We start from the raw sequence: 20,834 nt of genomic DNA on the forward strand, positions 1-20,834 counted from the left end.
TCACCAACCGGCCATGGATTGGGTCATCAGGCTGCCCCATTCCGGACGAGGCGTAAGATCGTCACATATGCGCAGTGTCGCCCAGGCAGTCGCAAGATTGCTGCTGACGACAGGCTTTCCGATTGCCTGTTCTATTGCGAGCGCAACGCCAGCCGCCCGCACCGCCGTACACGAAATGAACAGCGCGTCAGCGTCGCTCGCCATCGCTTCTCGAGCAGCGGAAATCAGCGATTGCGGGCTAATCCGCGCCATCTCGCGATCATCGTCGAGACCGAAACAGGTGAAACTCGCAATGTCGAAGCCCTTGGCCGCGAAGTAGCCCGCCATGGGCGTGCTGGTCTCGATCGTATAGGGCGTGAGAATGCTGATGCGTTTTGCTCCGAGCGCCTGTAATCCCCGCACGGCTGCCAGCGGCGGCGTCACAACCGGCACGCCGGGCTTGGCAAGGTTGATTGCGGCTTCGATCTCGTCGTCGCCGATCACGACAGAAGCCGAGGTACAAGAATAGCAAATCACATCAAGATCTTCATCCGGCAGGAGGAGGCTTGCGCCTTCGGTAAGCGACGGCTGCATGCGCCGCAGATTGTCTGGCGTTGTCGGGTTCGCATAGGGAATGCGTGCCGTATAAAGACCAATACGATCACTCGCTACCATGCGCTGAAAATCTGGTTCTGTAGTGTGATCGGTAGCGAGGATGACAAGCCCGACGCGTTTGCTGAGCGGGCGTTCGTCAAAATCCAGTGCCATGGCAGTTTGGCGGATCGCAGGGAAGGCGTCCATGATCATAATCCTCAGTCGATCCTGCCGTAGCGCCGTTCCAGCCAGCGCAGCCCGACGACGGAAATCAGGCTGATGACGAGGAAGAACGCTCCGACGAGCGTGATCGGCTCAATATAGCGGTAGTTGTAGTTGGCGATGCTGCGCGCCTGGTTCATCAGTTCAAGTACCGTAATTGCAGACAGAAGCGGCGTTTCCTTGAACATCGCAATGAAGTAATTGGCGAGAGCGGGGATCATGGGCGGCAGCGCTTGTGGCAGGATGACCTGCGTCCATGTCTGCCAGGCGTTGAGATTGCATGCCTTGGCTGCTTCCCACTGACCGCGCGCAACATTGTCGATCCCGGCGCGATAGACTTCAGCAGTATAGGTTCCGTAGTGGAGACCGAGACCGATTACGCCGGCCACGAGGGGCGAGAGCGTCAGTCCGAGATCCGGCAGCACGTAAAAGATGAAATAAAGCTGCACCAGCAGAGGCGTTCCGCGAATGAACTCAGCAACGAAGCCCATTGGCCTCGAAATCAGTTTGTTCTTTGATCGGCGAACGATAGCGATGGCAAGACCAACAATCGCAGACAGTATGTATCCAAGCACCGTCGCGAGGATTGTGATCTTCGCGCCCTCGATGAGGGTCGGAAGAATTTGAATGACGAAAGCCCAATCCCATTCCATCACTGCCTCCTACGACCTGATGCCGTCAAGGCCGCGCGTCAGATGACGCTCAAGGCCGCGAATGGCGAAGGAGATCACGCAGGCGATGGCAAAATAGAGAATGAGAATTGTCAGGAACGGAAACAGCGTGCTGCCAGTCTGTGCCCGTACAACTTGTGCCTGAAATGTCATGTCTGACAGCGAGATGAGCGAGACCACGGCCGATGCTTTCAAGAGTTCGATGGCGTTGTTGCCGAAGGTAGGGAGCATCAGCACGAAGGCCTGCGGCAAGATCACGTGACGAAGACCCTGCCAGCGATTGAAATTGAGCGCGGTGCAGGCCTCATATTGTTCCTTGCCAATGGATTTGACAGCGCCGCGCACCACTTCAGCAGCATAAGCCCCCACATTGAGGCCAAGCGCGAGGACGCCGGCTTGCAAGGGTGTCAGCGTGAAGCCAAAGAGCGGGAGCACGAAATAGGCCCAGAACAGCTGAACGAAGATCGACGTGCCACGGAAGAATTCGATATAGGCGGTCGCAAGCCAGCGGATCGGTGCAAAGCGCGACAAACGCCCGAGACCCGCCAGGAATGCCATGACGAGCGCCAGCGCCGAGCCCATCAGCGTCAGCTTGATGGTTACGACAGCGCCGTCGAGAATGAGTTGCAGATAGCCGGCCCATTGGCCCATCGCTACGCCACCTTTGCTGGAATTGCAGAACATGGGACCGCTTCGCTGCTAAACGAAGCGGTCGAAGCCTCGCGCGTAACTACTTGGCTGCGCAGAGCTTTTCGCGGGTGGTGGACATTGCTGCCTGTGCCGAGAAACCGTAGGGCTCGATGATCTTGGCGAACTCGCCCGACGTCTTCATCTCAGCGAGAACCTTGTCGAACTCATCGCGAAGCGCCGTGTCACCCTTGCGGAAGGCAGCGCCATCGCAATAGACCGGAGCGCCCTGCACGGGAGCGATAACTTCGAGATTCGGGTCATTGGCTTTCTTGACCAGATCATTGATCGACAAGACCGGCAGCGAGTAGGTATCGATACGGCCGTCTTGCAGCATTTTCAGGCCGCTCTGGCCATCCGGAACAACAATCACGCGCTCACGCGGTACACCGGCCTCGAGTGCAAGACGTTCTTCGGTGCCGCCGCCCGGCGCGCCGATGGTTGCCTTCTCATCCTTGGCAATATCGGCATAGCTCTTGAAGCCTTTTGGATTGCCCTTCTTCACCAGGAATGCTTCCGCATCGCAAAGGATCGGCTCGGAATAGGCCACGGCATTGCAGCGCTCCGGCTTCATGAAAAGACCGGCAGTGACGACATCATGACGTCCAGCCTGAAGGCCAGGGATCATTGCACCATACTCAGAGATAGACGCCACGACGTCGTTGACGCCGAGCTTCTTGAACACTGCCCGTGCAACGTCCGGGGCGGCGCCAGATACGGTGCCGTCGGCCTTGACGGCTGTGAATGGTGGTTCGTTGGCAATGGCGATACGGGCAAAGCCCTGCGCTTTCAGCTTGTCGAGCGCTTCGTCCGCCTTGGCAGGCAAGGACGAGACGAGGGCCGAAAGTGCCACCGCTCCAAGCAATGCGTTGATGGTTAGTAGTTTGGTCATGTTCCCAGCTCCTTTGGTTTTTCTTGTGTTGCTAATCGTCGGGGGTTCCCGTCTTCAGACGCGGTGACCGGCGGCGATGATCTTCTTCAGGAAGGCCTGCGTCCTTTCCTGTTTGGGATGGCGGAAGATTTCGTCTGGTTTGCCGTCTTCAACAATGCGTCCACGATCGAAGAAAAGAACGCGATCGGCAAAGTCGTGGGCAAAGCCCATTTCATGGGTTACCAGAAGCATCGTCATGTCGGTTTCCCTACAAAGCTTCCAGAGAACGTTCAGCACTTCCTCGACCAGTTCAGGATCGAGCGCGGACGTGACCTCGTCGAAGAGCATGATTTTTGGCTTGAGTGCGAGCGCGCGTGCAATGGCGACACGCTGCTTCTGGCCACCGGACAATTGCGACGGCATGGATTTTGCCTTGTCGGCAAGACCGACCATATCCAGCAATTCCATGGCGTGGTGCTCGGCATCCTTGCGCGACACGCCTTTCGTCAGCATCGGCGCGAGAGTGACATTGTCGAGAACGCATTTATGCGGGAAAAGATTGAACAGCTGAAAGACCATGCCAATCTTTTCGCGCATCTTGTGCAGATGAGCATCGTCGGCTGGCTGCAACTTGCCGTTGCGTTTCATCTGATAGAGACTGTCTCCATCGACAAGGATCTCGCCGCTGTCGATGCCTTCCAGCGTCATCAGGATGCGCAGGATCGTCGTCTTGCCCGACCCCGATGGGCCGATCAAAGCAAGCTTTTCGCGCGGCGCAACGCTAAACGACAGGTCGTTCAGGACTTTGAACGCGCCGAAGCTCTTGTTGATGCCGTTGATCTCGATGATCGGCGCGGTATTCGTTGGGGGCATGCATGTCTCCTTCTGGTTGAGACAGCCTCATGCCCCTAACGATGGGAGACTTATGAAATCATGTCAATTATAAAAATTAAATCATGACAATATAGATGATCGTGCTGAATTTTCAGGCGAGACGATTAAATCGCGAGCAACAGATGTTCGAGATCACCACGCAGCAAGTTGGCCACGACCCCGAGGCCGGAACGCAATTCCGCTTCTGTTGTCGAGCCGAGCGAAATGCGCACGGCCGGATGCCAGGGGTGGTTTGATATGCGAAACGAGGCGCCCGTGGCGATCGCCACACCCTGCAGCCTTGCATGGGCGACAAAGGCATCCTCGGTTCGCTCCCCCGTCAACGGCAACCAGATGTGAAGGCTTTGCGGATGCGACAGAAACGGAATACCGGACAGGACTTCCGATGCTGTAGCATGCCTTGTGCGAAGCGCTTCGCGTTGCCAATTCACCAATTCGAGCGCCGTACCGTCGGAAACCCAGCGCGTTGCGATCTCGGCAACGATCGGCGTTGCCATCCAGTTCGACACAAGATGACGATTGGCGACGGCAGCCACATAACGGTCCGGCGCGGCCAGGTAGCCGATGCGTAGTCCCGGCACGACGATCTTTGTGAAGCTGGTGAAATAAAGCGTCCGCTCTGGCGCCAGCGTTGCGATCGGAGGCGGGCGATTCTCGACAAGTGGACCCAGTATATCGCTTTCGATGATCGCAATGTCGTGTCGGCGTGCGACCTCGACAATGGCGGCGCGCCGCTCGATACCCATCAGGGTTGCGGTAGGATTGATCACGGATGGCTGCACGAAAACCGCGCGAATACCGCTCTCGCGGCAGCAGGCGTCCAGTGCTTCCGGAACAATCCCTTGATCGTCGATCGCCAGTCCTTCGAGCGTCAGGCCAAGATAGGAAGCGAGTGGCGTCAGTGTGTGATGGCCAATGCCTTCGGTTGCGACCTTCGAGCCGGGTGGCGCAGCGCTCATCAGCGCCACGCTCATGGCGGCAGTGGCGCCGTTGGTCAGGCTGATATTCGAAGCCGGAACATCCAGCCCGCAGGTGCGCAGCCATTCGACCGCAACAGCGCGATGGCGTGGAAACACCACATTGGGGCGAAAGGAGAGTGCCGAACTTGCAGGCAGGTTCTCGGCAAGCCAGCCAAGCGCCTTTTTCATGCGATCCAGATGCATGGGCTCGCAGATCGGTTTCAGAATCGAGAGATCGATGACCTCACCAAGCCGCTCCGGCAGATAGGGCGGATCCGGTTCGCGGCGCAGCGAGCGCACGAATGTACCGCGTCCGGTTTCACCGGAAATAAGATTGCGCCGGATCAATTCTTCATAAGCGCGGCTCACGGTTTGCACCGAGAGGTGCAGATCATCAGCCATTTGCCGGTGGGTCTGCAGGCGTGCACCGCTCTCAAGTTTGCCATCGGCGATTGCACGTGCAATCTGTTCGGCCAGCGAGAGGTAGGCCGGACGGCGGAGGGTTGTCGGATCGGGGCGCCAAAATGTCATGATTTATAAGTGATCCAAGTCAGTGCAATTGACAATCGAAAAATCACAACGTCATGGTTATTGGATTAATTTTAAACAGGCGGGACATGACACCACTCAAGCTTGATCCGATCGATATTCGCATCCTTGACGAGATTCAGCGCGAGGGCCGGATTACCAAACTTGCCCTGGCCGAACGCGTCGGCATCTCGCCGACGCCATGCTGGACGCGCCTGCGCCGGCTGGAGAAAGCCGGAATTATCACCGGTTATCATGCTCGTATTGCTCTGCGGCTGATGACGCCGGTAACAACCGTGCTGATGGAAGTGACCCTTGGAGCGCATCGCCAGGCGGATTTCGACCGGTTCGAACGGGCCATCAAGACCATACCGGAGGTTGTAGCGTGCTGGTCAGTCGGCGGCGGCGTGGACTATGTATTGAAGGTCATGGCGCGGGATATCGATGCCTATCAGCGTCTGGTGGACGGGCTGTTGCAGCGCGAAATCGGGATAGACCGCTATTTCACCTATATCGTCACGAAGACGGTCAAGGATGACACGATTCTGCCGGTCGCTGACCTCGTGACGGCCACGGAGCCGAGCTAGTTGTGAGCTTTCAATAGGTTGTCCATCCGGTCCAAACCGGGGAGACTGAGGTTGTCGAAGCTTCAGTGACTCTTGGAGGACCGGATGAACATCCACAAGAATGCCCGTCTTACGCGGTATGGTCGAGAGCGAATTGTGAGCCAGGTCGAGGGCGGGCAGACGCCGCAGGCCGTTGCCGAAGCCGCAGGCGTGTGCCCGCGGACGGTGCGCAAATGGGTCGATCGGTATCGCCGCGAGGGCTTGAGCGGACTGGAGGATCGTTCGTCGCGACCACATCGCTTGCGCCGGCCGACCCCTGAAGCCATTGTCGGGACGATTGAGCGGTTACGCCGCCAGCGTTGGACAGGCAAGCAGATCGCTGCCGAGGTCGGCGTCTCGCCGGCAACTGTCAGCCGTGTTCTGCGCCGGTTGGGCCTCAACAAACTGAGCGCCCTGGATCCCGAACCCGTGCGCCGCTATGAACGGGAACATCCGGGCGAACTCATTCATCTCGACATTAAGAAGCTTGGCCGTATTGGCTCGGTGGGACACCGCATCACCGGACGGCAAACGGGCGTTGTCAACCGCCATCTGGGCATCGGCTGGGAGTTCGTCCACGTCTGCATTGATGACGCTTCGCGGGTCGCTTTTGTGCAGGTCATGCCAGATGAGCGCAAAGAGAGCGCCGTTGCCTTCCTGGAGGCTGCCGTCGCCTACTATGCGAAGCTGGGTATCTGTATCGAGCGCGTGATGACCGACAACGGGTCATGCTACCGGTCAAAGGCTTTCCGCACAGCCTGCAAACGTCTGGGCTTGCGTCAAGTCTTCACAAGACCATACACGCCTAAGACCAATGGTAAGGCCGAACGCTTCATTCAGACGAGCCTACGCGAATGGGCTTACGCTCGTGCTTACAACAACTCTCAAGAACGCACGGAGGAGCTGCCGCACTGGCTTCATCGCTACAATTGGCACAGGCCGCACGGCAGTTTAGGATCAAAACCACCTATCAGCCGTCTCGGCCTGGATCGGGACAACCTGTTGAGGTTCCACAGCTAGTCAATCTCTCTTCATTCTGGTCCTCATGCAGACAATCTCTCCTGGATAGCAACGGGAAACAGCCTCTCTCTCTTCATCTTCATGCGAGTCTTGTACCGAACATTTTCGGGAGAAACCGCATGTCCGCCCATTTCGCACGACCAGACCGCCATCCCGCTCTTAACGGCCTGCGCGATCGCCGCATGCTGCGCGAATTGGCCTATGTCGGTGGCCATTGGACGGCCGGCGACGCAGGTCAGACGTTCGAGGTCAGCGACCCGGCCTCCGGTGCCAAAATCGGTTGGGTTTCGAAACTCAATGCCGATCAAACGACGATTGCGATCGATGCCGCCGCGAAGGCATTCCCAGTGTGGCGGGATCTCTTGCCGCAAGAGCGTGCAGCCAAGCTGCGCCGTTGGTATGAACTCATTCTCGAAGCCAAGGATGATCTGGCTTTGATCATGACGCTGGAGCAGGGCAAGCCGCTGGCTGAATCTCGTGGCGAGATCAACTATGCTGCGTCGTTTATCGAATGGTATGCGGAAGAAGCCAAACGGCTCAACGCCGAGAGCGTTACCAGCCATCTGCCGCATGCCGAAATGATTGTCCGGCGTGAGGCTTTGGGTGTTGTCGGGATCGTCACACCGTGGAACTTTCCATCGGCGATGCTGACGAGAAAAGCTGCGGCGGCGCTGGCGGCCGGGTGCACAATCGTTGCGCATCCATCGTCCGAAACGCCATTGTCGGCACTGGCATTGGCCGAACTTGCCGACCGCGCAGGCATTCCGGGCGGCGTTTTCAACATTGTCACAGGCGACGCAGCCACCATTGTTGGCCGCTTGTGTGAAGATGCGCGTGTTCGCGCCTTGAGTTTCACCGGCTCGACCGACATCGGTCGTCTGATCGCCGCCCAATGCGCTCCGACGATGAAAAACCTGATCATGGAGCTTGGCGGCCATGCGCCGTTGATCATTTTCGCCGACGCCGATATCGATCGCGCGGTCGATATCGCTATCGATGCAAAATTTGCAACGTCCGGTCAGGATTGCCTCGCGGCCAACCGCATATATGTCGAGCGCTCAATTCAAGACGCTTTTGCCACTGCATTTGCCAAGCGAATCAGAGAGCTCAAGGTCGCGCCGGGATTGGCCGAAGGCAGCGATATCGGGCCGTTGATGCACGAACGAGCGGTGCAGAAGGTTGAAGAACAAGTCGCCGATGCCTTGGCGCGCGGGGCAAATTGCCTCGCTGGCGGTAAACGCCATCACGCCGGTCCACTCTTTTACGAGCCGACGCTTCTGACCAACGTCTCCGACAGTGCGCTGATCATGCGCGAGGAAACGTTTGGTCCTGTGGCGGCGATCACCTCGTTCGACACCGAAGACGAGGTAGTCGCGCGGGCCAATGCCACGGAATACGGTCTCGTTGCCTATGCCGTCACGAAGGACGGAGCGCGTATGCTGCGTCTTGGACGCAAACTCGAATACGGCATGGTCGCGATCAATCGCGTGAAAATCACCGGCGCGCCGATTCCATTCGGCGGCATCAAACAGTCAGGTCTTGGCCGCGAGGGCTCGCGTCATGGGATCGAGGCTTTTACCGAACTCAAATATCTCTGCATCGATACGCACTGAATTTTAAAGGAAATCATCATGCTTGACCGCTCCAATGAACTGAATGCCTGGGACCGGGATCATTTCTTCCACCCCTCGACGCATATGGGCACACATGCGCGCGGCGAAACGCCGACCCGGGTGATCAGGGGCGGTGAGGGTGTTCACATCACCGATAGCACCGGACGGACGAGCATCGACGCGTTTGCCGGGCTCTATTGCGTCAATGTGGGCTATGGGCGGACGGAAATCGCCGACGCGATTGCCAAGCAGGCCAAGGAACTCGCTTATTATCATGCCTATGTCGGTCATGGCACGGATGCGTCGATCACATTGGCCAAGATGATCATTGACCGCGCGCCGGAAGGCATGAGCCGCGTCTATTTCGGCCTGTCCGGTTCTGACGCGAATGAGACCAATATCAAGCTGGTCTGGTACTACAACAATGTGCTCGGACGTCCGGAAAAGAAGAAGATCATCTCGCGCTGGCGCGGCTATCATGGCTCTGGCGTCATGACTGGCAGTCTGACCGGCCTCGAACTGTTCCACAATGCCTTCGATCTGCCGCGCGCGCCAATCCTGCACACGGAAGCGCCCTATTATTTCCGCCGCGAAGACCGCTCGATGAGCGAGGAGCAATTCTCCCAGCATTGCGCCGACAAGCTTGAGGAGATGATCCTGGCCGAAGGTCCGGAAACGGTGGCCGCGTTCATTGGCGAACCGATCCTCGGCACGGGCGGTATTGTGCCGCCGCCGGCGCAGTATTGGCAAAAAATCCAGGCTGTTCTCAACAAATACGATATCCTGTTGATCGCCGATGAAGTCGTGACCGGCTTTGGCCGTCTGGGCACCATGTTCGGTTCCGATCACTACGGCATCAAGCCGGACCTGATCACCATCGCCAAGGGTTTGACCTCAGCCTATGCGCCGCTGTCGGGCGTCATCGTCTCCGGCAAGGTCTGGCAGGTGCTGGTGCAAGGCTCGGATATGCTGGGTGCGCTTGGACATGGCTGGACCTATTCGGCCCATCCGATTTGCACGGCCGCCGGCGTTGCCAACCTCGAATTGATTGACAAGCTCGATCTCGTGACCAATGCAGGCGAGACAGGTGCCTATTTCCGCGGGCAGTTGACGCAGGCGCTGGCTGGTCATCCGATTGTCGGCGATGTCCGTGGCGACGGTATGCTGGCAGCCGTAGAGTTTGTCGCGGACAAGGACGACCGCAAGTTCTACGATCCGGCATTGAAAGTCGGGCCGCGGATCGCAACGGCCCTGGCAGAGCTGGGCGTGATAGGCCGCGCCATGCCGCAAGGCGATATTCTCGGTTTCGCACCACCCCTGTGCCTGACGCGGGAGGAAGCGGATATCGTCGTCAAAGCCGCAGCTGACGCTGTCGATTCGGTAGCCAAGACACTCTGAGGTAGCGAAGATGATGCATGAGAAGTTTCCGAAAACCATGGCCGCTGTTCAACTCACCGGCCATGGCGGTCTCGACAAGCTGGTCTACAACACGCAGGTATCAGTTCCAGCGCCAGCTGCAGGCGAAGTGCTGATTTCGGTCACGGCATGTGGCATGAACAACACCGATGTGTGGGTGCGGGAAGGCGCCTATGGCACCGAGGAAGATGCCGGCGCCGTTTCCACATGGCGCAGGCAAGCGCCGACGCTGACCTTTCCGCGTATCCAGGGAACCGATATCGTCGGAAATATAGCGGCTGTCGGCGAGGGCGTCCCGCAGGACCGCGTTGGCCAGCGCGTCATGGTGGACTTCTCGATCTACAATCGTGACGACGATAGCCTTGCCGATATCGACTATATTGGCCACGGCCGCGATGGCGGCTATGCGGAATATGTCACGGTGCCCGCCGAGAACGCCCATGTGGTGAATACGGACATGAGCGATATTGAACTGGCGACGTTCTGCTGTGCTTACCTGACCGGCGAACAGATGCTGGAGCGGGCAGGGCTGAAGCATGGCGAGAACATACTTGTCACCGGCGCGTCCGGCGGTGTCGGTTCCGGCATTGTCCAGCTTGCGCGAGCGCGCGGCGCCATTCCCTATGCACTCGTCGGGCCCGGCAAAGAACAGGCACTGCTCGATCTCGGTGCCGAAGCCGTCATAACGCGCGGCACGCAAGATCTCGTTGCTGCGGTTAATGATGCAACAGGCGGCAAGCCCATCGATGTCGTTGCCGATCTCGTTGGCGGTGCGATGTTCAACGATCTGCTGCGTATCCTGCGCGCCGAGGGCCGCTATACCACAGCGGGAGCGATCGGTGGACCGGTCGTGCAGCTGGACTTGCGTACCATGTACCTCAAGCAGCTCGCCCTGCATGGATCATCCCAGGGAACGCGCGGCGATTTCCGTCGTATCTTGCGCTACATAAAGGAAGGCAAGATCAAGCCGCTCGTCGGCGGCGTCTATCGCTTGTCCGAGTTCCACAAAGCGCAGACCGATTTCATGGCAAAGGGATTTGTCGGGAAACTGGTCGTAGTGCCGGATTCGAAATTTCCCCAAGTGTAGGAGCGGACCGGGCTTACCGGCTGCTTTGGTTCGATTCGACCACGGCTCCATCATTTCCGCTGGCGGCGCTCAATCGTTCTGCTGCAAGCTCGATGAATGCCTTGACCAGGGGCGAAAGGTGGCGGCTGCTCGGGTATACAACATAGAGGCCGCCGGCAGGTGTAGTGTAATCGTCGAGAACGCGGCGCAAGCGCCCGTCCCTGGTAGGTACCTCGGCCACCTGGTAGGGTAATTGGGCGATGCCGTAACCGGCAATCGCAGCAGCAGTTACCGCCTGCATTTCGTTGGCGGCGAAGCGTCCAGACACTGTAGCCGTTTCCTGGCCATGCGGGCCTTCCAACACCCAGTGCGCATTCGCTATCGACGGGCCAGCGATGACGCAGTGATGGCGGGCGAGGTCCGCCGGAGCTACCGGCACTCCATGACGGGCGAGATAGTCTGGGCTGGCGCACAGAATTCTATGCGTAGAGCCGAGTTTGCGGGCGATCAGTGTGGAGTCTGGAAGGACCCCGGTGCGGAATGCGAGGTCTATACCCTTCTCGACCAGATTAAGCGTGTCGTCAGTCAGGCACAACTCGACCTTTGTTTTCGGATACGCTGCCAGAAAATCGAAAATAGCGCTGGATAGAAAGTGACCGCCAAAGCCGACTGGAGCCGATATCCGGATTGTGCCCGAAGGCTCTGCCCTCGCTTCCGCGAGCTGTAGATTTGCATCTTCGATTGTCCGCAGCGCCTGGCTGCTCTGCTCGTAGTAGAGACGTCCTGCATCCGTCACGTTGAGGCTGCGTGTGGTGCGCTGAAGCAGGCGGACGCCCACTTCACGCTCAAGCGCCGCAATGCGGCGGCTGACCGTGGTCTTGGGCATGCCCAACAGGCGCGCGGCGGCGGTGAAGCTGCCGGCCTCAACCACCCGAGCGAACACCACAATATCGTTGAGATCCAGCATTGTATCCAAATTCGGCACGATGTTTTCCAATTATAGACTATTATGGTTCAATGTAACAGAGCTTAACTTTGCTCCATTGGAAACCAAAGGAGCAGAGATATGACTATCAAACGAAGCATTCTGGTTACTGGCGCGACGGGTCAGCAAGGCGGCGCCGTTGCGCACGCACTGCTATCGAGAGGACATCGCGTCAAAGCGCTTACGCGCAAGCCGGACGGCGATAACGCACGGCGACTGGCATCGGCAGGCGCTGAAGTCGTTGCCGGCGATCTCGGTGACGCGACATCCGTTCTAAGGGCTGCAAATGACGTCGATACGATGTTTTTGATGGGCAACAGCTATGAGGCAGGGGTGGAGGAGGAAACCCGCCAGGGAATCCTTGCCGCCGACGCTGCGAAGGCTGCCGGCGTCGGGCATTTGATCTATTCGTCCGTCGCCGATGCCGACAAGAAGACAGGTATCCCGCATTTCGAAAGCAAGTATCTCGTCGAGAAACATGTCGCTGGCCTCGGCATTCCCTATACGATCAGTGCGCCAGTCGCCTTCATGGAAAATTTCGTCGCATCGTGGTCGATTGGCGCGCTACGCCAGGGTACGCATGCTTTCGCGATGCCTGCCAAACGCGCTCTCCAGCTCGTAGCCGTGGCGGACATCGGAGCTTTCGTTGCCGCCCTGGTTGAGCGGCGCGAGCGCGTGTTCGGCAAGCGTTTTGATTTCGCCGGGGATGAGCTATCCGGCGAGGAGCAGGCAAAAATTCTGTCGCAAGCCATCGGCCGACCGATCAACTATCAGGAAATCCCGATCGCCGCGGCTCGCCAGCAAAGCGAGGATGCGGCGCTTATGTTCGAATGGTTCGACCGCGTCGGCTATGACGTCGACATTCCCGCCTTGCAACGGGACTTCCCGGAAGTCAGCTGGCACAGTTTCGCCGGCTGGGCGCGCAAGTTTGACTGGAGTATTCTCGAACAGCCTTCTACCTGAGCTCTTATAGACACCCCCGGGTGATGAAACCTGAGCGGAAGCGGATCAGCAATCGCAAAAATTGGTGGCCCGCTTCCCCTTTTCACTTGTTTGCTTGTGAAGCAGGGCGTTTGTTCCGTGTTGTCGGTGCTGGATCCCTGTCGGATATTTCATTTTCTACAGACGCACTTAGTTTTTGATAAATGCCCAATCCAACGACCAACAAAACGCCGGTGAGCAGCAGGAGGGTGGGGTAGATCATTGTCGGAACGTCTTTTTTCCCAGCCTCGAATACTGCGACCAATCCTTCCAGAAACACCGCGATGGCAATCGTCGAGATGAATTTGGTCAAACTCCTGCGTGCCTCGGCGGCTCGACGCATTTCACGCGCGCGAATTGCCTCTTCTTCCAACAGGTACTTGCCGACATCGAACACTGCGATGGCGATGACGGTGTATCCCACGGCTTCAAGCAGGGTCGTGCCGATGTCGGCACTGTATGTCACCAAATCCCTCGCAACTTCATAGGCAGCGTAAGCGATCAAACCGAAAGCCAACAACATGAGAAACGCGCTGGCGACTGCGAATGCAATGCGGGTCACTCTGTCGAAGATCATCCTTAAACTCCCCCTGAAAATTTCCTCCGAGATATCCGTGGTCTATTGAAAACGCTTCAACTCGGTATCAACGGGCGGCAGCATATTTTGATGCATGGCCAAGTTTGTGTGCACGGCAACCTCGACCATTGCGCTATATAAGTCGCATATGCTGCGGTGTTTGGAAATTGTTCTGTTGGTGAGCGCGCGGGGGTTCGAACCCCGGACCTACTGATTAAAAGTCAGTTGCTCTACCGGCTGAGCTACGCGCTCCCAAACGAAGCCAGCTCGGTGGCCTCGGGAAGTGCGGCGGAACATAGGTGCGACTTGCCAATCGGTCAACAACTAATGTGCAGGGTTTTCGCAACAAAAAGCCTTGTTTTCCGCCGTTCTTGTAATTTTTGACCGAAAGCACCCTCGGCTGGGCAGAAAAGAATATAATCAGGACAGGCTTTGCCGCCAAACTGGCGAAAAGGTGATTGGAATTTCAGGGAGATTCGGCTTAATCCACCGCGACAAGTAATAATGCCAGTGAAGGAGCGCGGATGGCGCTTGATGTTTCATACCTGACTGCTGCCGGCGCCGGCGCTCTGTCTTTCCTTTCTCCTTGCGTCCTGCCACTCGTCCCGCCCTATCTCTGTTATATGGCAGGTGTGACGGTTGAGGATTTCCGCTCGGATCAAGCCGCGGCGCGAATCTCGCCGGTGCGGCAGGCGCTGCTTCTGTCATCCTTGTGTTTTGTTCTCGGGTTTTCGACCGTTTTCGTGCTGCTCGGTGCCGGCGCATCGACCATCGGCGGCTTCCTGCGCATGTGGCAACAGGAAATCGCCATCGCCGCGGGCATCGTCATCATTCTCATGGGGCTGAACTTTCTCGGCATATTCCGCCTTGCATTTCTCTCGCGCGAAGCCAGATTCCAGACGCAGGGCGCACCTGCCAACCCGTTCGCGGCCTATGTCATGGGGCTGGCCTTTGCCTTCGGATGGACGCCGTGCATCGGGCCGGTGCTCGGACCGATACTTGCGCTGGCCGGAGCCCGTGACACCGTTGCCGACGGTGCACTGCTGCTCGCCGTCTATTCGCTCGGTCTCGGTATTCCCTTTATCGTCGCCGCGTTGTTTTCCGGAATGTTCATGCGGTTTCTAGCGCGATTCCGCATGCACCTCGGCAAGGTGGAAAAGTTGATGGGCGGCCTGCTGGTGCTGACTGGCATCCTGTTTCTGACAGGCGGCCTGCAGACTTTCTCTTTCTGGCTTCTCGAAACATTTCCCATCCTCGGCCAACTCGGCTAAACAGGCGGAAGTTTCCATGTTGGAAACCAATAGCGTGTCATGATTAGCCACGATATTGCCTTTAGCCCAACTGATCCGGAAGTCCGACATGACACCACGTTCCTGCCTCACGGTTATTCTCGCTGCCGGTGAGGGCACGCGCATGAAATCCTCGCTGCCGAAAGTACTCCACAATATTGCGGGTCTGCCGATCGTCGCCCATGTCGCCAAGGCCGTGCATGGCGCAGGTGTCCGCGACATCGCGCTGGTCGTTGGCAAAGGCGGCGATCAGGTCGAGGCAGCCGTCCGTTCAGTCGTTTCCAACGTGAGCGTGCATGAACAGACGGAACGGCTTGGAACCGCCCACGCGGTGCTTGCAGCGCGCGAAAGCATTGCACGCGGTTATGACGATATTCTCGTTGTCTTTGGCGATACACCGCTGATCGAAACCGCCGCTCTCGATCGGGCCCGCGCCAAGCTCGCAGACGGCGCGGATGTCGTCGTCATGGGGTTCAGGCCAGCGGTGCCGAATGGTTATGGCCGCCTGATCGAACAGGATGGCCGTTTGATCGCGATCCGAGAGGAGAAGGACGCCAGTGAGGCCGAGAAGAAAATCGGCTTCTGCAATGGCGGGCTGATGGCACTGCGCGGACAGAGCGCGCTCGCGCTGCTGGACAAGATCACCAACGACAATGCCAACAATGAATTCTATCTCACCGATGTTGTGGAGATAGCCAATGCGGATGGAAAATCCGTCGTTGCCATCGAGATTTCGCCCGACAATGTGATCGGCATCAATACGCGCGTTGAACTCGCCGAGGCCGAGGCGATCTGGCAGACACGCAAGCGCCGCGACATGATGCTGGCGGGTGTCACCATGCAGGCGCCGGAAACTGTTTTCTTCGCGCACGATACAGTGGTGGAAGCAGATGCAATCCTCGAACCGAATATCATTTTCGGCCCGGGCGTTACGATCGCGAGCGGAGCGGTCATTCACGCTTTCTCCTATTTTGAAGGCGCGAAGATTGGCGCAAACGCCAATGTCGGACCTTTTGCCCGGCTTCGTCCCGGTGCGGATCTGGCAGCAAAATCCAAGGTCGGAAACTTCGTTGAGGTCAAAAACGCGAAGGTCGGGGTCGGCGCGAAGGTGAACCACCTGACCTATATCGGTGATGCGATCGTGGGTCCGGCGGCGAATATCGGTGCCGGTGCCATCACCTGCAACTATGACGGCTACAACAAGCATTTGACCGAGATCGGTGCCAACGTGTTCATCGGCTCGAATAGTTCGCTGGTGGCGCCGGTTTCGATTGGTGACAATGCTTATGTCGCCTCCGGTAGCGTGATCACGGCCAATGTGCCGGCGGATGCGCTTGCATTCGGCAGGGCGCGGCAGGAGGTAAAAGAGGGGCGAGCGGTGCAATTGCGGGCACGCTATGCGGCGCAGAAATTAGCCAAGAAGGCTGACTAGGCACGCCTTTTGTTCGTGTGGGATTCTGACACAGAAAGTGTTTTTCTGTAGAGATGAATCTGCGTTAGCCAGAGCTGGAAACTATTCGGGGTATTGGAGTCGTTTATGTGCGGGATCGTTGGAATTATCGGGCGTGAGCAAGTGGCGCCGCTGCTTGTGGATGCACTGAAGCGGCTGGAATACCGCGGCTATGATTCGGCCGGCGTTGCGACCCTCGATTTCGGCGTGCTCGATCGCCGCCGGGCCGAGGGCAAACTTGGCAATCTCGACAAGCTGCTGAAGGAAAATCCACTCGGCGGCACCATCGGTCTCGGCCACACACGTTGGGCGACCCACGGCGCGCCGACGGTCCGCAATGCACACCCGCATACGACGCCGCGGCTTGCGGTGATACACAATGGCATCATCGAGAATTTTGCCGAACTGCGCGCAATGCTTGAAAAGGATGGATATGTCTTCGAGACGGAGACCGATACGGAGACCGTCGCGCATCTGGTCACACGCGCTCTCGATCGCGGCCTTGCGCCGGTCGAGGCGGTTCGCCAGACGCTGCCGCAATTGCGCGGTGCTTTTGCCATCGCGATCATGTTCAAGGGCGAAGACAATCTGTTGATCGCCGCCCGCAATGGTCCGCCTCTCGCTGTCGGCTATGGCGAAGGCGAGATGTATCTGGGTTCCGACGCGATCGCTCTTGCTCCGTTCACCGATCATTTGTCATATCTCGAAGATGGCGATTGGGCGGTGCTCACCCGTAGTGGCGTCATCATCTATGATGAAAGCGGCGAAATCGTAGACCGGCCCGTGCAGAAATCGGCGGGCACCGCGTTTCTGGTGAGCAAGGGCAACCACCGGCACTTCATGGAGAAGGAAATCCATGAACAGCCGGAAGTCATCTCGCACACGCTGGCAAACTATCTCGATTTTTCCAAGGGAATGATCCGCGCCGGCGCAGCGCCGGTCGATTTCGCCAAGGTGGACCGCATCGCCGCTTCCGCCTGCGGCACGGCCTATTATGCCGGGCTGGTCGGAAAGTACTGGTTCGAGCACATTGCACGGCTGCCGGTCGATATCGACGTGGCGTCCGAATTTCGCTATCGCGAAATGCCGCTTTCCAAAAACAGCCTTGCGCTCTTCGTCTCGCAGTCAGGTGAAACCGCGGATACGCTGGCTTCCTTGCGCTATTGCAAGCAGCAGGGTCTCAACATCGGAACTATCGTCAACGTCAAGGAATCAACGATGGCGCGCGAGATCCAACACCGTATTTCCAACCCTCGCAGGTCCGGAAGTCGGCGTTGCCTCGACCAAGGCTTTCACCTGCCAATTATCGGTTCTGGCATCGCTGGCTGTAGCGGCCGGCAAAATGCGCGGAACGATCAGCGACGAAGAAGAGCGCCGGCTTGTGCGCGAACTATCCGAAATTCCACGCTATGCAACGCAGGCGTTGAAGCTCGAAGGTCAGATCGAGGCTATCAGCCGAGAACTCAGCCAGGTCAAACACGTGCTTTATTTGGGGCGCGGCACGAGTTATCCGCTCGCGCTCGAGGGCGCGCTCAAACTCAAGGAAATTTCCTATATTCACGCCGAGGGTTATGCGGCCGGCGAGTTGAAGCATGGACCAATTGCATTGATCGATGAATCCATGCCGGTCATTGTGATTGCTCCGCATGACCGCTGGTTCGAAAAGACCATCTCGAATATGCAGGAAGCGGCGGCGCGTGGTGGCAAGATCATCCTCATCACCGATGAGAAAGGCGCCGCCGCCAGCACATTGAAGACGTGGCATACGATCCTTCTGCCGGAGATGCCGGAGATCATTATGCCGATCGTGTATACTCTGCCGATCCAGATGCTGGCTTATCACACAGCAGTTTTCATGGGCACGGACGTCGATCAGCCGCGCAATCTGGCAAAGTCTGTAACTGTGGAGTAATCAGCCTGCGCGAAGCAATCGCACAGCTTCGTCCCGCTCAAACAGATAGAGCAGGATGCGCAATGCTTCGCCGCGCGTGCTCTGCAATTCGGGATCCCGCGTCAGAATATACCGGGCATCCTTGCGGGCGATTTCCAGAAACTCTTGATGCGCCTCGATGCTGGCGAGCCGGAAACCAGGCGTTCCGGATTGTCGAGTGCCAAGCAACTCGCCTTCGCCCCGCAACTTCAGGTCCTCTTCGGCGATCCTGAAACCATCCTCGGTTTCCCGCATGATTTTCAGTCGCGCCTGTGCGACTTCGCCAAGTGGCCCCTTGTAGATCAGAAGACAGGTCGAGGGTTTGTCCCCACGCCCGACACGCCCGCGCAACTGGTGCAATTGCGCAAGACCAAAGCGCTCGGCGTGTTCGATGACGATGATTGTTGCATCCGGAACGTCGACGCCAACTTCAATGACTGTGGTTGCCACAAGCAATCGAGTCTCGCCGTTCTTAAACGCCAGCATGGCGGCATCTTTCTCAGGTCCATTCATGCGGCCATGGACGAGCCCGATCCTGTCGCCGAGCAGAGGTTTCAGCGATTCGAAACGTTCTTCGGCCGAAACCAGGTCGACCAGTTCGGACTCCTCGACCAATGGACAAATCCAGTAGATTTTTTGCCCATCGGCGATTGCAGTACGCATGCGATCAACGAGCTCGCTCAAGCGTTCCATCGGCAGGATCGCGGTGGTGATCGGCCGGCGGCCAGCGGGTTTTTCCGTCAGTTTCGAAACGTCCATATCACCGAACGCAGTCAATACCAGCGTGCGCGGAATGGGTGTGGCGGTCATGACCAGCATGTCGGGCGCCGTGCCTTTGGAGGTCAAAAGCAGACGTTGATGTACGCCGAAACGATGCTGCTCATCGACAATAACCAGCACCAGATCGTGATAGCTGACCTTCTCCTGAAAGAGCGCGTGTGTGCCGACAATGATATGGATGGCGCCAGTCCGCAGGCCCTCGAGGATATCTTCACGCTCGCGGCCTTTTTCGCGTCCGGTGAGCAACGCCGTGCGCAACCCTGCCTTCTGGGCCAGAGGCGCGATTGTAGCGAAATGCTGGCGCGCGAGCACTTCTGTCGGCACCATCAGGGCCGATTGACCGCCAGCCTCCGCAGCATGCGCCATGGCCAGTAGACCGACGACGGTCTTGCCGGAGCCGACATCGCCTTGCAGCAGGCGTAGCATCCGGTCTGGCTCGCGCAAATCGGCGATGATTTCCTTGATCGTCTGGTTCTGGCTATTCGTCAGCGAATAGGGCAGGGCCGCGATGATTTTCGCCATGAGATGGCCGTCGCCCTCCAGCTTGCGGCCGGAAAGGCGCCGTGTTTTCAAGCGCACCAGCGCCAACGCCAGCTGACCGGCGAGAAATTCATCATAGGCGAGCCGCTGTCTGGCGGGATGATCGAGTGCGATGTCGCTCGGATCTTGCGGATTGTGCAGGATCTGAAGTGCTTCGCGATGCGATGGCAGGCGATATGTTTCGAGCACTGGCGGATCGATCCATTCCGGCATATCCGGTGCTTTGGCCAGCGCTTCCTGAATACCGCGTGCCAGCACTTTTGGAGACAGGCCTGCGGTCAGCGGATAAACAGGCTCAACCAGTGGCAGCGACGAAGCATCTCCGATACTGGCAATATGATCCGGATGAACCATCGTCGGACGCCCGTTGAACCACTCCATGGTGCCGGACACGATGACCGTTTCGCCAATCGGCATGACTTTCTCAAGCCAAGCTTGTTTTGCGTGAAAGAAGGTGAGGCCGATTTCCCCGGTATCATCATGAGCGAAGACACGATATGGGACGTTGCTGCGACCGCTGGGTGACGGCTGGTGGCGGTCGACGCGCACCTCGAGCGTAACGATCGCGCCTTCCGGGGCGAAGGCAATTCCCGGCCGATTGCGCCGGTCAATCACGCTGTGCGGCGGCAGGTAGACCAGGTTGCCGACGCGCGGCTCGGCGCCCGGCGGCTGCGTGCCGAGCAATGTGCCGAGCAGGCCCGACACTTTCGGGCCTATGCCGGAAAGTGAACGAACGGAGGCGAAGAGGGGGTCAAGCAATGACGGACGCATGCATAAGGTTTAACGCGTTCGATGTGCGTTGCAAGGCTGACAGATGCAACAAGGCACGCTATACCCAGCCGCACCAACCACGCCCAATACATTCATTGCCATAACGGAGCTAGTTCATGACTGGAAGCAGTCGCACCACCGCCGATCTGCAGCCGAGACAGCGAAAAATCCTGTTTCGCTCCTGGCATCGCGGTATGCGTGAAATGGATCTGATCCTTGGGCAGTTTGCCGACGCCCATATAGACACCTTGTCCAATGATGAACTTGACCAATATGAAGCACTGATGGAAGCGCTCGATCGGGACCTGTTGAAATGGTTCACCGGGGAGGCTGCCGTTCCCGCCGAATTCGATACGCCGATCTTCCACAGGGTCGTCGCATCCCGCCAGAGAATGAAATTCTGAAA

The 20,834-nt window shown here is 58.0% G+C and carries 18 protein-coding genes, 1 tRNA gene and 1 pseudogene; 10 read left to right on the top strand and 10 right to left on the bottom strand.

The window, feature by feature from the left end; all coding sequences use genetic code 11:
- The 6 genes from eutA to N8E88_RS26870 form a co-directional block, all read right to left on the bottom strand.
- Complete coding sequence (gene eutA, locus N8E88_RS26845; protein WP_262293248.1) at positions 1-780, bottom strand: ectoine utilization protein EutA; 780 nt, start codon at positions 778-780, stop codon at positions 1-3.
- Between the two features lie 11 nt (positions 781-791).
- Positions 792-1,448, bottom strand: coding sequence for an ectoine/hydroxyectoine ABC transporter permease subunit EhuD (ehuD, locus tag N8E88_RS26850; RefSeq protein WP_262293249.1), 657 nt, complete (start codon positions 1,446-1,448; stop codon positions 792-794).
- Between the two features lie 9 nt (positions 1,449-1,457).
- A complete protein-coding gene (ehuC, locus tag N8E88_RS26855; RefSeq protein WP_262295641.1) occupies positions 1,458-2,117 on the bottom strand; it encodes an ectoine/hydroxyectoine ABC transporter permease subunit EhuC in 660 nt (219 codons plus the stop codon).
- Positions 2,118-2,196: 79 nt separating this feature from the next.
- Entirely contained in the window at positions 2,197-3,045 is an 849-nt protein-coding gene (gene ehuB, locus N8E88_RS26860; protein ID WP_262293250.1) for an ectoine/hydroxyectoine ABC transporter substrate-binding protein EhuB, read from the bottom strand.
- Between the two features lie 54 nt (positions 3,046-3,099).
- Positions 3,100-3,897, bottom strand: coding sequence for an ectoine/hydroxyectoine ABC transporter ATP-binding protein EhuA (gene ehuA, locus N8E88_RS26865; RefSeq protein ID WP_112526990.1), 798 nt, complete (start codon positions 3,895-3,897; stop codon positions 3,100-3,102).
- A gap of 125 nt (positions 3,898-4,022) precedes the next feature.
- Positions 4,023-5,408, bottom strand: coding sequence for a MocR-like ectoine utilization transcription factor EhuR (locus N8E88_RS26870; RefSeq protein WP_262293251.1), 1,386 nt, complete (start codon positions 5,406-5,408; stop codon positions 4,023-4,025).
- Between the two features lie 86 nt (positions 5,409-5,494).
- On the opposite strand from N8E88_RS26870, the gene N8E88_RS26875 reads away from it, so the two are divergent.
- From N8E88_RS26875 to N8E88_RS26895, 5 genes are all read left to right on the top strand, one after another.
- On the top strand, positions 5,495-5,992 hold the full coding sequence (locus tag N8E88_RS26875) for an Lrp/AsnC family transcriptional regulator (RefSeq protein WP_262293252.1): 498 nt from the start codon (positions 5,495-5,497) through the stop codon (positions 5,990-5,992).
- Positions 5,993-6,076: 84 nt separating this feature from the next.
- Positions 6,077-7,030, top strand: a complete 954-nt coding sequence (locus N8E88_RS26880; RefSeq protein WP_262291788.1) for an IS481 family transposase — start codon at positions 6,077-6,079, stop codon at positions 7,028-7,030.
- A 119-nt stretch (positions 7,031-7,149) separates the two neighbouring features.
- On the top strand, positions 7,150-8,643 hold the full coding sequence (locus N8E88_RS26885) for an NAD-dependent succinate-semialdehyde dehydrogenase (protein ID WP_262293253.1): 1,494 nt from the start codon (positions 7,150-7,152) through the stop codon (positions 8,641-8,643).
- Positions 8,644-8,661: 18 nt separating this feature from the next.
- Complete coding sequence (locus tag N8E88_RS26890) at positions 8,662-10,041, top strand: aspartate aminotransferase family protein (protein ID WP_262293254.1); 1,380 nt, start codon at positions 8,662-8,664, stop codon at positions 10,039-10,041.
- A 10-nt stretch (positions 10,042-10,051) separates the two neighbouring features.
- Entirely contained in the window at positions 10,052-11,146 is a 1,095-nt protein-coding gene (locus tag N8E88_RS26895) for an alcohol dehydrogenase family protein (protein WP_262293255.1), read from the top strand.
- 13 nt (positions 11,147-11,159) lie between these two features.
- Here the strand turns inward: N8E88_RS26895 and N8E88_RS26900 are convergent, their stop codons facing one another.
- Positions 11,160-12,092 (bottom strand): LysR family transcriptional regulator, encoded by a 933-nt coding sequence (locus tag N8E88_RS26900; RefSeq protein WP_262295643.1) that lies wholly within the window; start codon positions 12,090-12,092, stop codon positions 11,160-11,162.
- A gap of 99 nt (positions 12,093-12,191) precedes the next feature.
- On the opposite strand from N8E88_RS26900, the gene N8E88_RS26905 reads away from it, so the two are divergent.
- Positions 12,192-13,073, top strand: coding sequence for an NmrA/HSCARG family protein (locus N8E88_RS26905; protein ID WP_262293256.1), 882 nt, complete (start codon positions 12,192-12,194; stop codon positions 13,071-13,073).
- 82 nt (positions 13,074-13,155) lie between these two features.
- On the opposite strand, the gene N8E88_RS26910 is transcribed toward N8E88_RS26905, so the two are convergent.
- Both N8E88_RS26910 and N8E88_RS26915 read right to left on the bottom strand, forming a co-directional pair.
- Positions 13,156-13,653, bottom strand: a complete 498-nt coding sequence (locus tag N8E88_RS26910; RefSeq protein WP_262293257.1) for a GNAT family acetyltransferase — start codon at positions 13,651-13,653, stop codon at positions 13,156-13,158.
- 191 nt (positions 13,654-13,844) lie between these two features.
- Positions 13,845-13,920, bottom strand: a tRNA-Lys gene (locus tag N8E88_RS26915).
- A gap of 272 nt (positions 13,921-14,192) precedes the next feature.
- Here N8E88_RS26915 and N8E88_RS26920 point away from each other — a divergent pair.
- The 3 genes and pseudogenes from N8E88_RS26920 (at position 14,193) to glmS (ending at position 18,319) form a co-directional block, all read left to right on the top strand.
- On the top strand, positions 14,193-14,939 hold the full coding sequence (locus tag N8E88_RS26920; RefSeq protein WP_262293258.1) for a cytochrome c biogenesis CcdA family protein: 747 nt from the start codon (positions 14,193-14,195) through the stop codon (positions 14,937-14,939).
- Positions 14,940-15,027: 88 nt separating this feature from the next.
- Positions 15,028-16,389, top strand: a complete 1,362-nt coding sequence (gene glmU, locus N8E88_RS26925; RefSeq protein ID WP_262293259.1) for a bifunctional UDP-N-acetylglucosamine diphosphorylase/glucosamine-1-phosphate N-acetyltransferase GlmU — start codon at positions 15,028-15,030, stop codon at positions 16,387-16,389.
- Between the two features lie 105 nt (positions 16,390-16,494).
- A pseudogene (gene glmS / locus N8E88_RS26930) lies at positions 16,495-18,319 on the top strand (glutamine--fructose-6-phosphate transaminase (isomerizing)).
- Here the strand turns inward: glmS and recG are convergent.
- Positions 18,320-20,428 carry an ATP-dependent DNA helicase RecG gene (gene recG / locus N8E88_RS26935; RefSeq protein WP_262293260.1) on the bottom strand — a complete coding sequence of 703 codons (2,109 nt, stop codon included), beginning with the start codon at positions 20,426-20,428 and terminating at the stop codon, positions 18,320-18,322.
- 116 nt (positions 20,429-20,544) lie between these two features.
- Between recG and N8E88_RS26940 the strand changes: the two genes are divergently transcribed.
- On the top strand, positions 20,545-20,832 hold the full coding sequence (locus N8E88_RS26940) for an FAD assembly factor SdhE (protein WP_262293261.1): 288 nt from the start codon (positions 20,545-20,547) through the stop codon (positions 20,830-20,832).
- Positions 20,833-20,834: the final 2 nt, after the last annotated feature.

The sequence above is a fragment of the Phyllobacterium zundukense genome (assembly GCF_025452195.1).
GTDB classification, from domain to species: Bacteria; Pseudomonadota; Alphaproteobacteria; order Rhizobiales; family Rhizobiaceae; genus Phyllobacterium; species Phyllobacterium zundukense_A.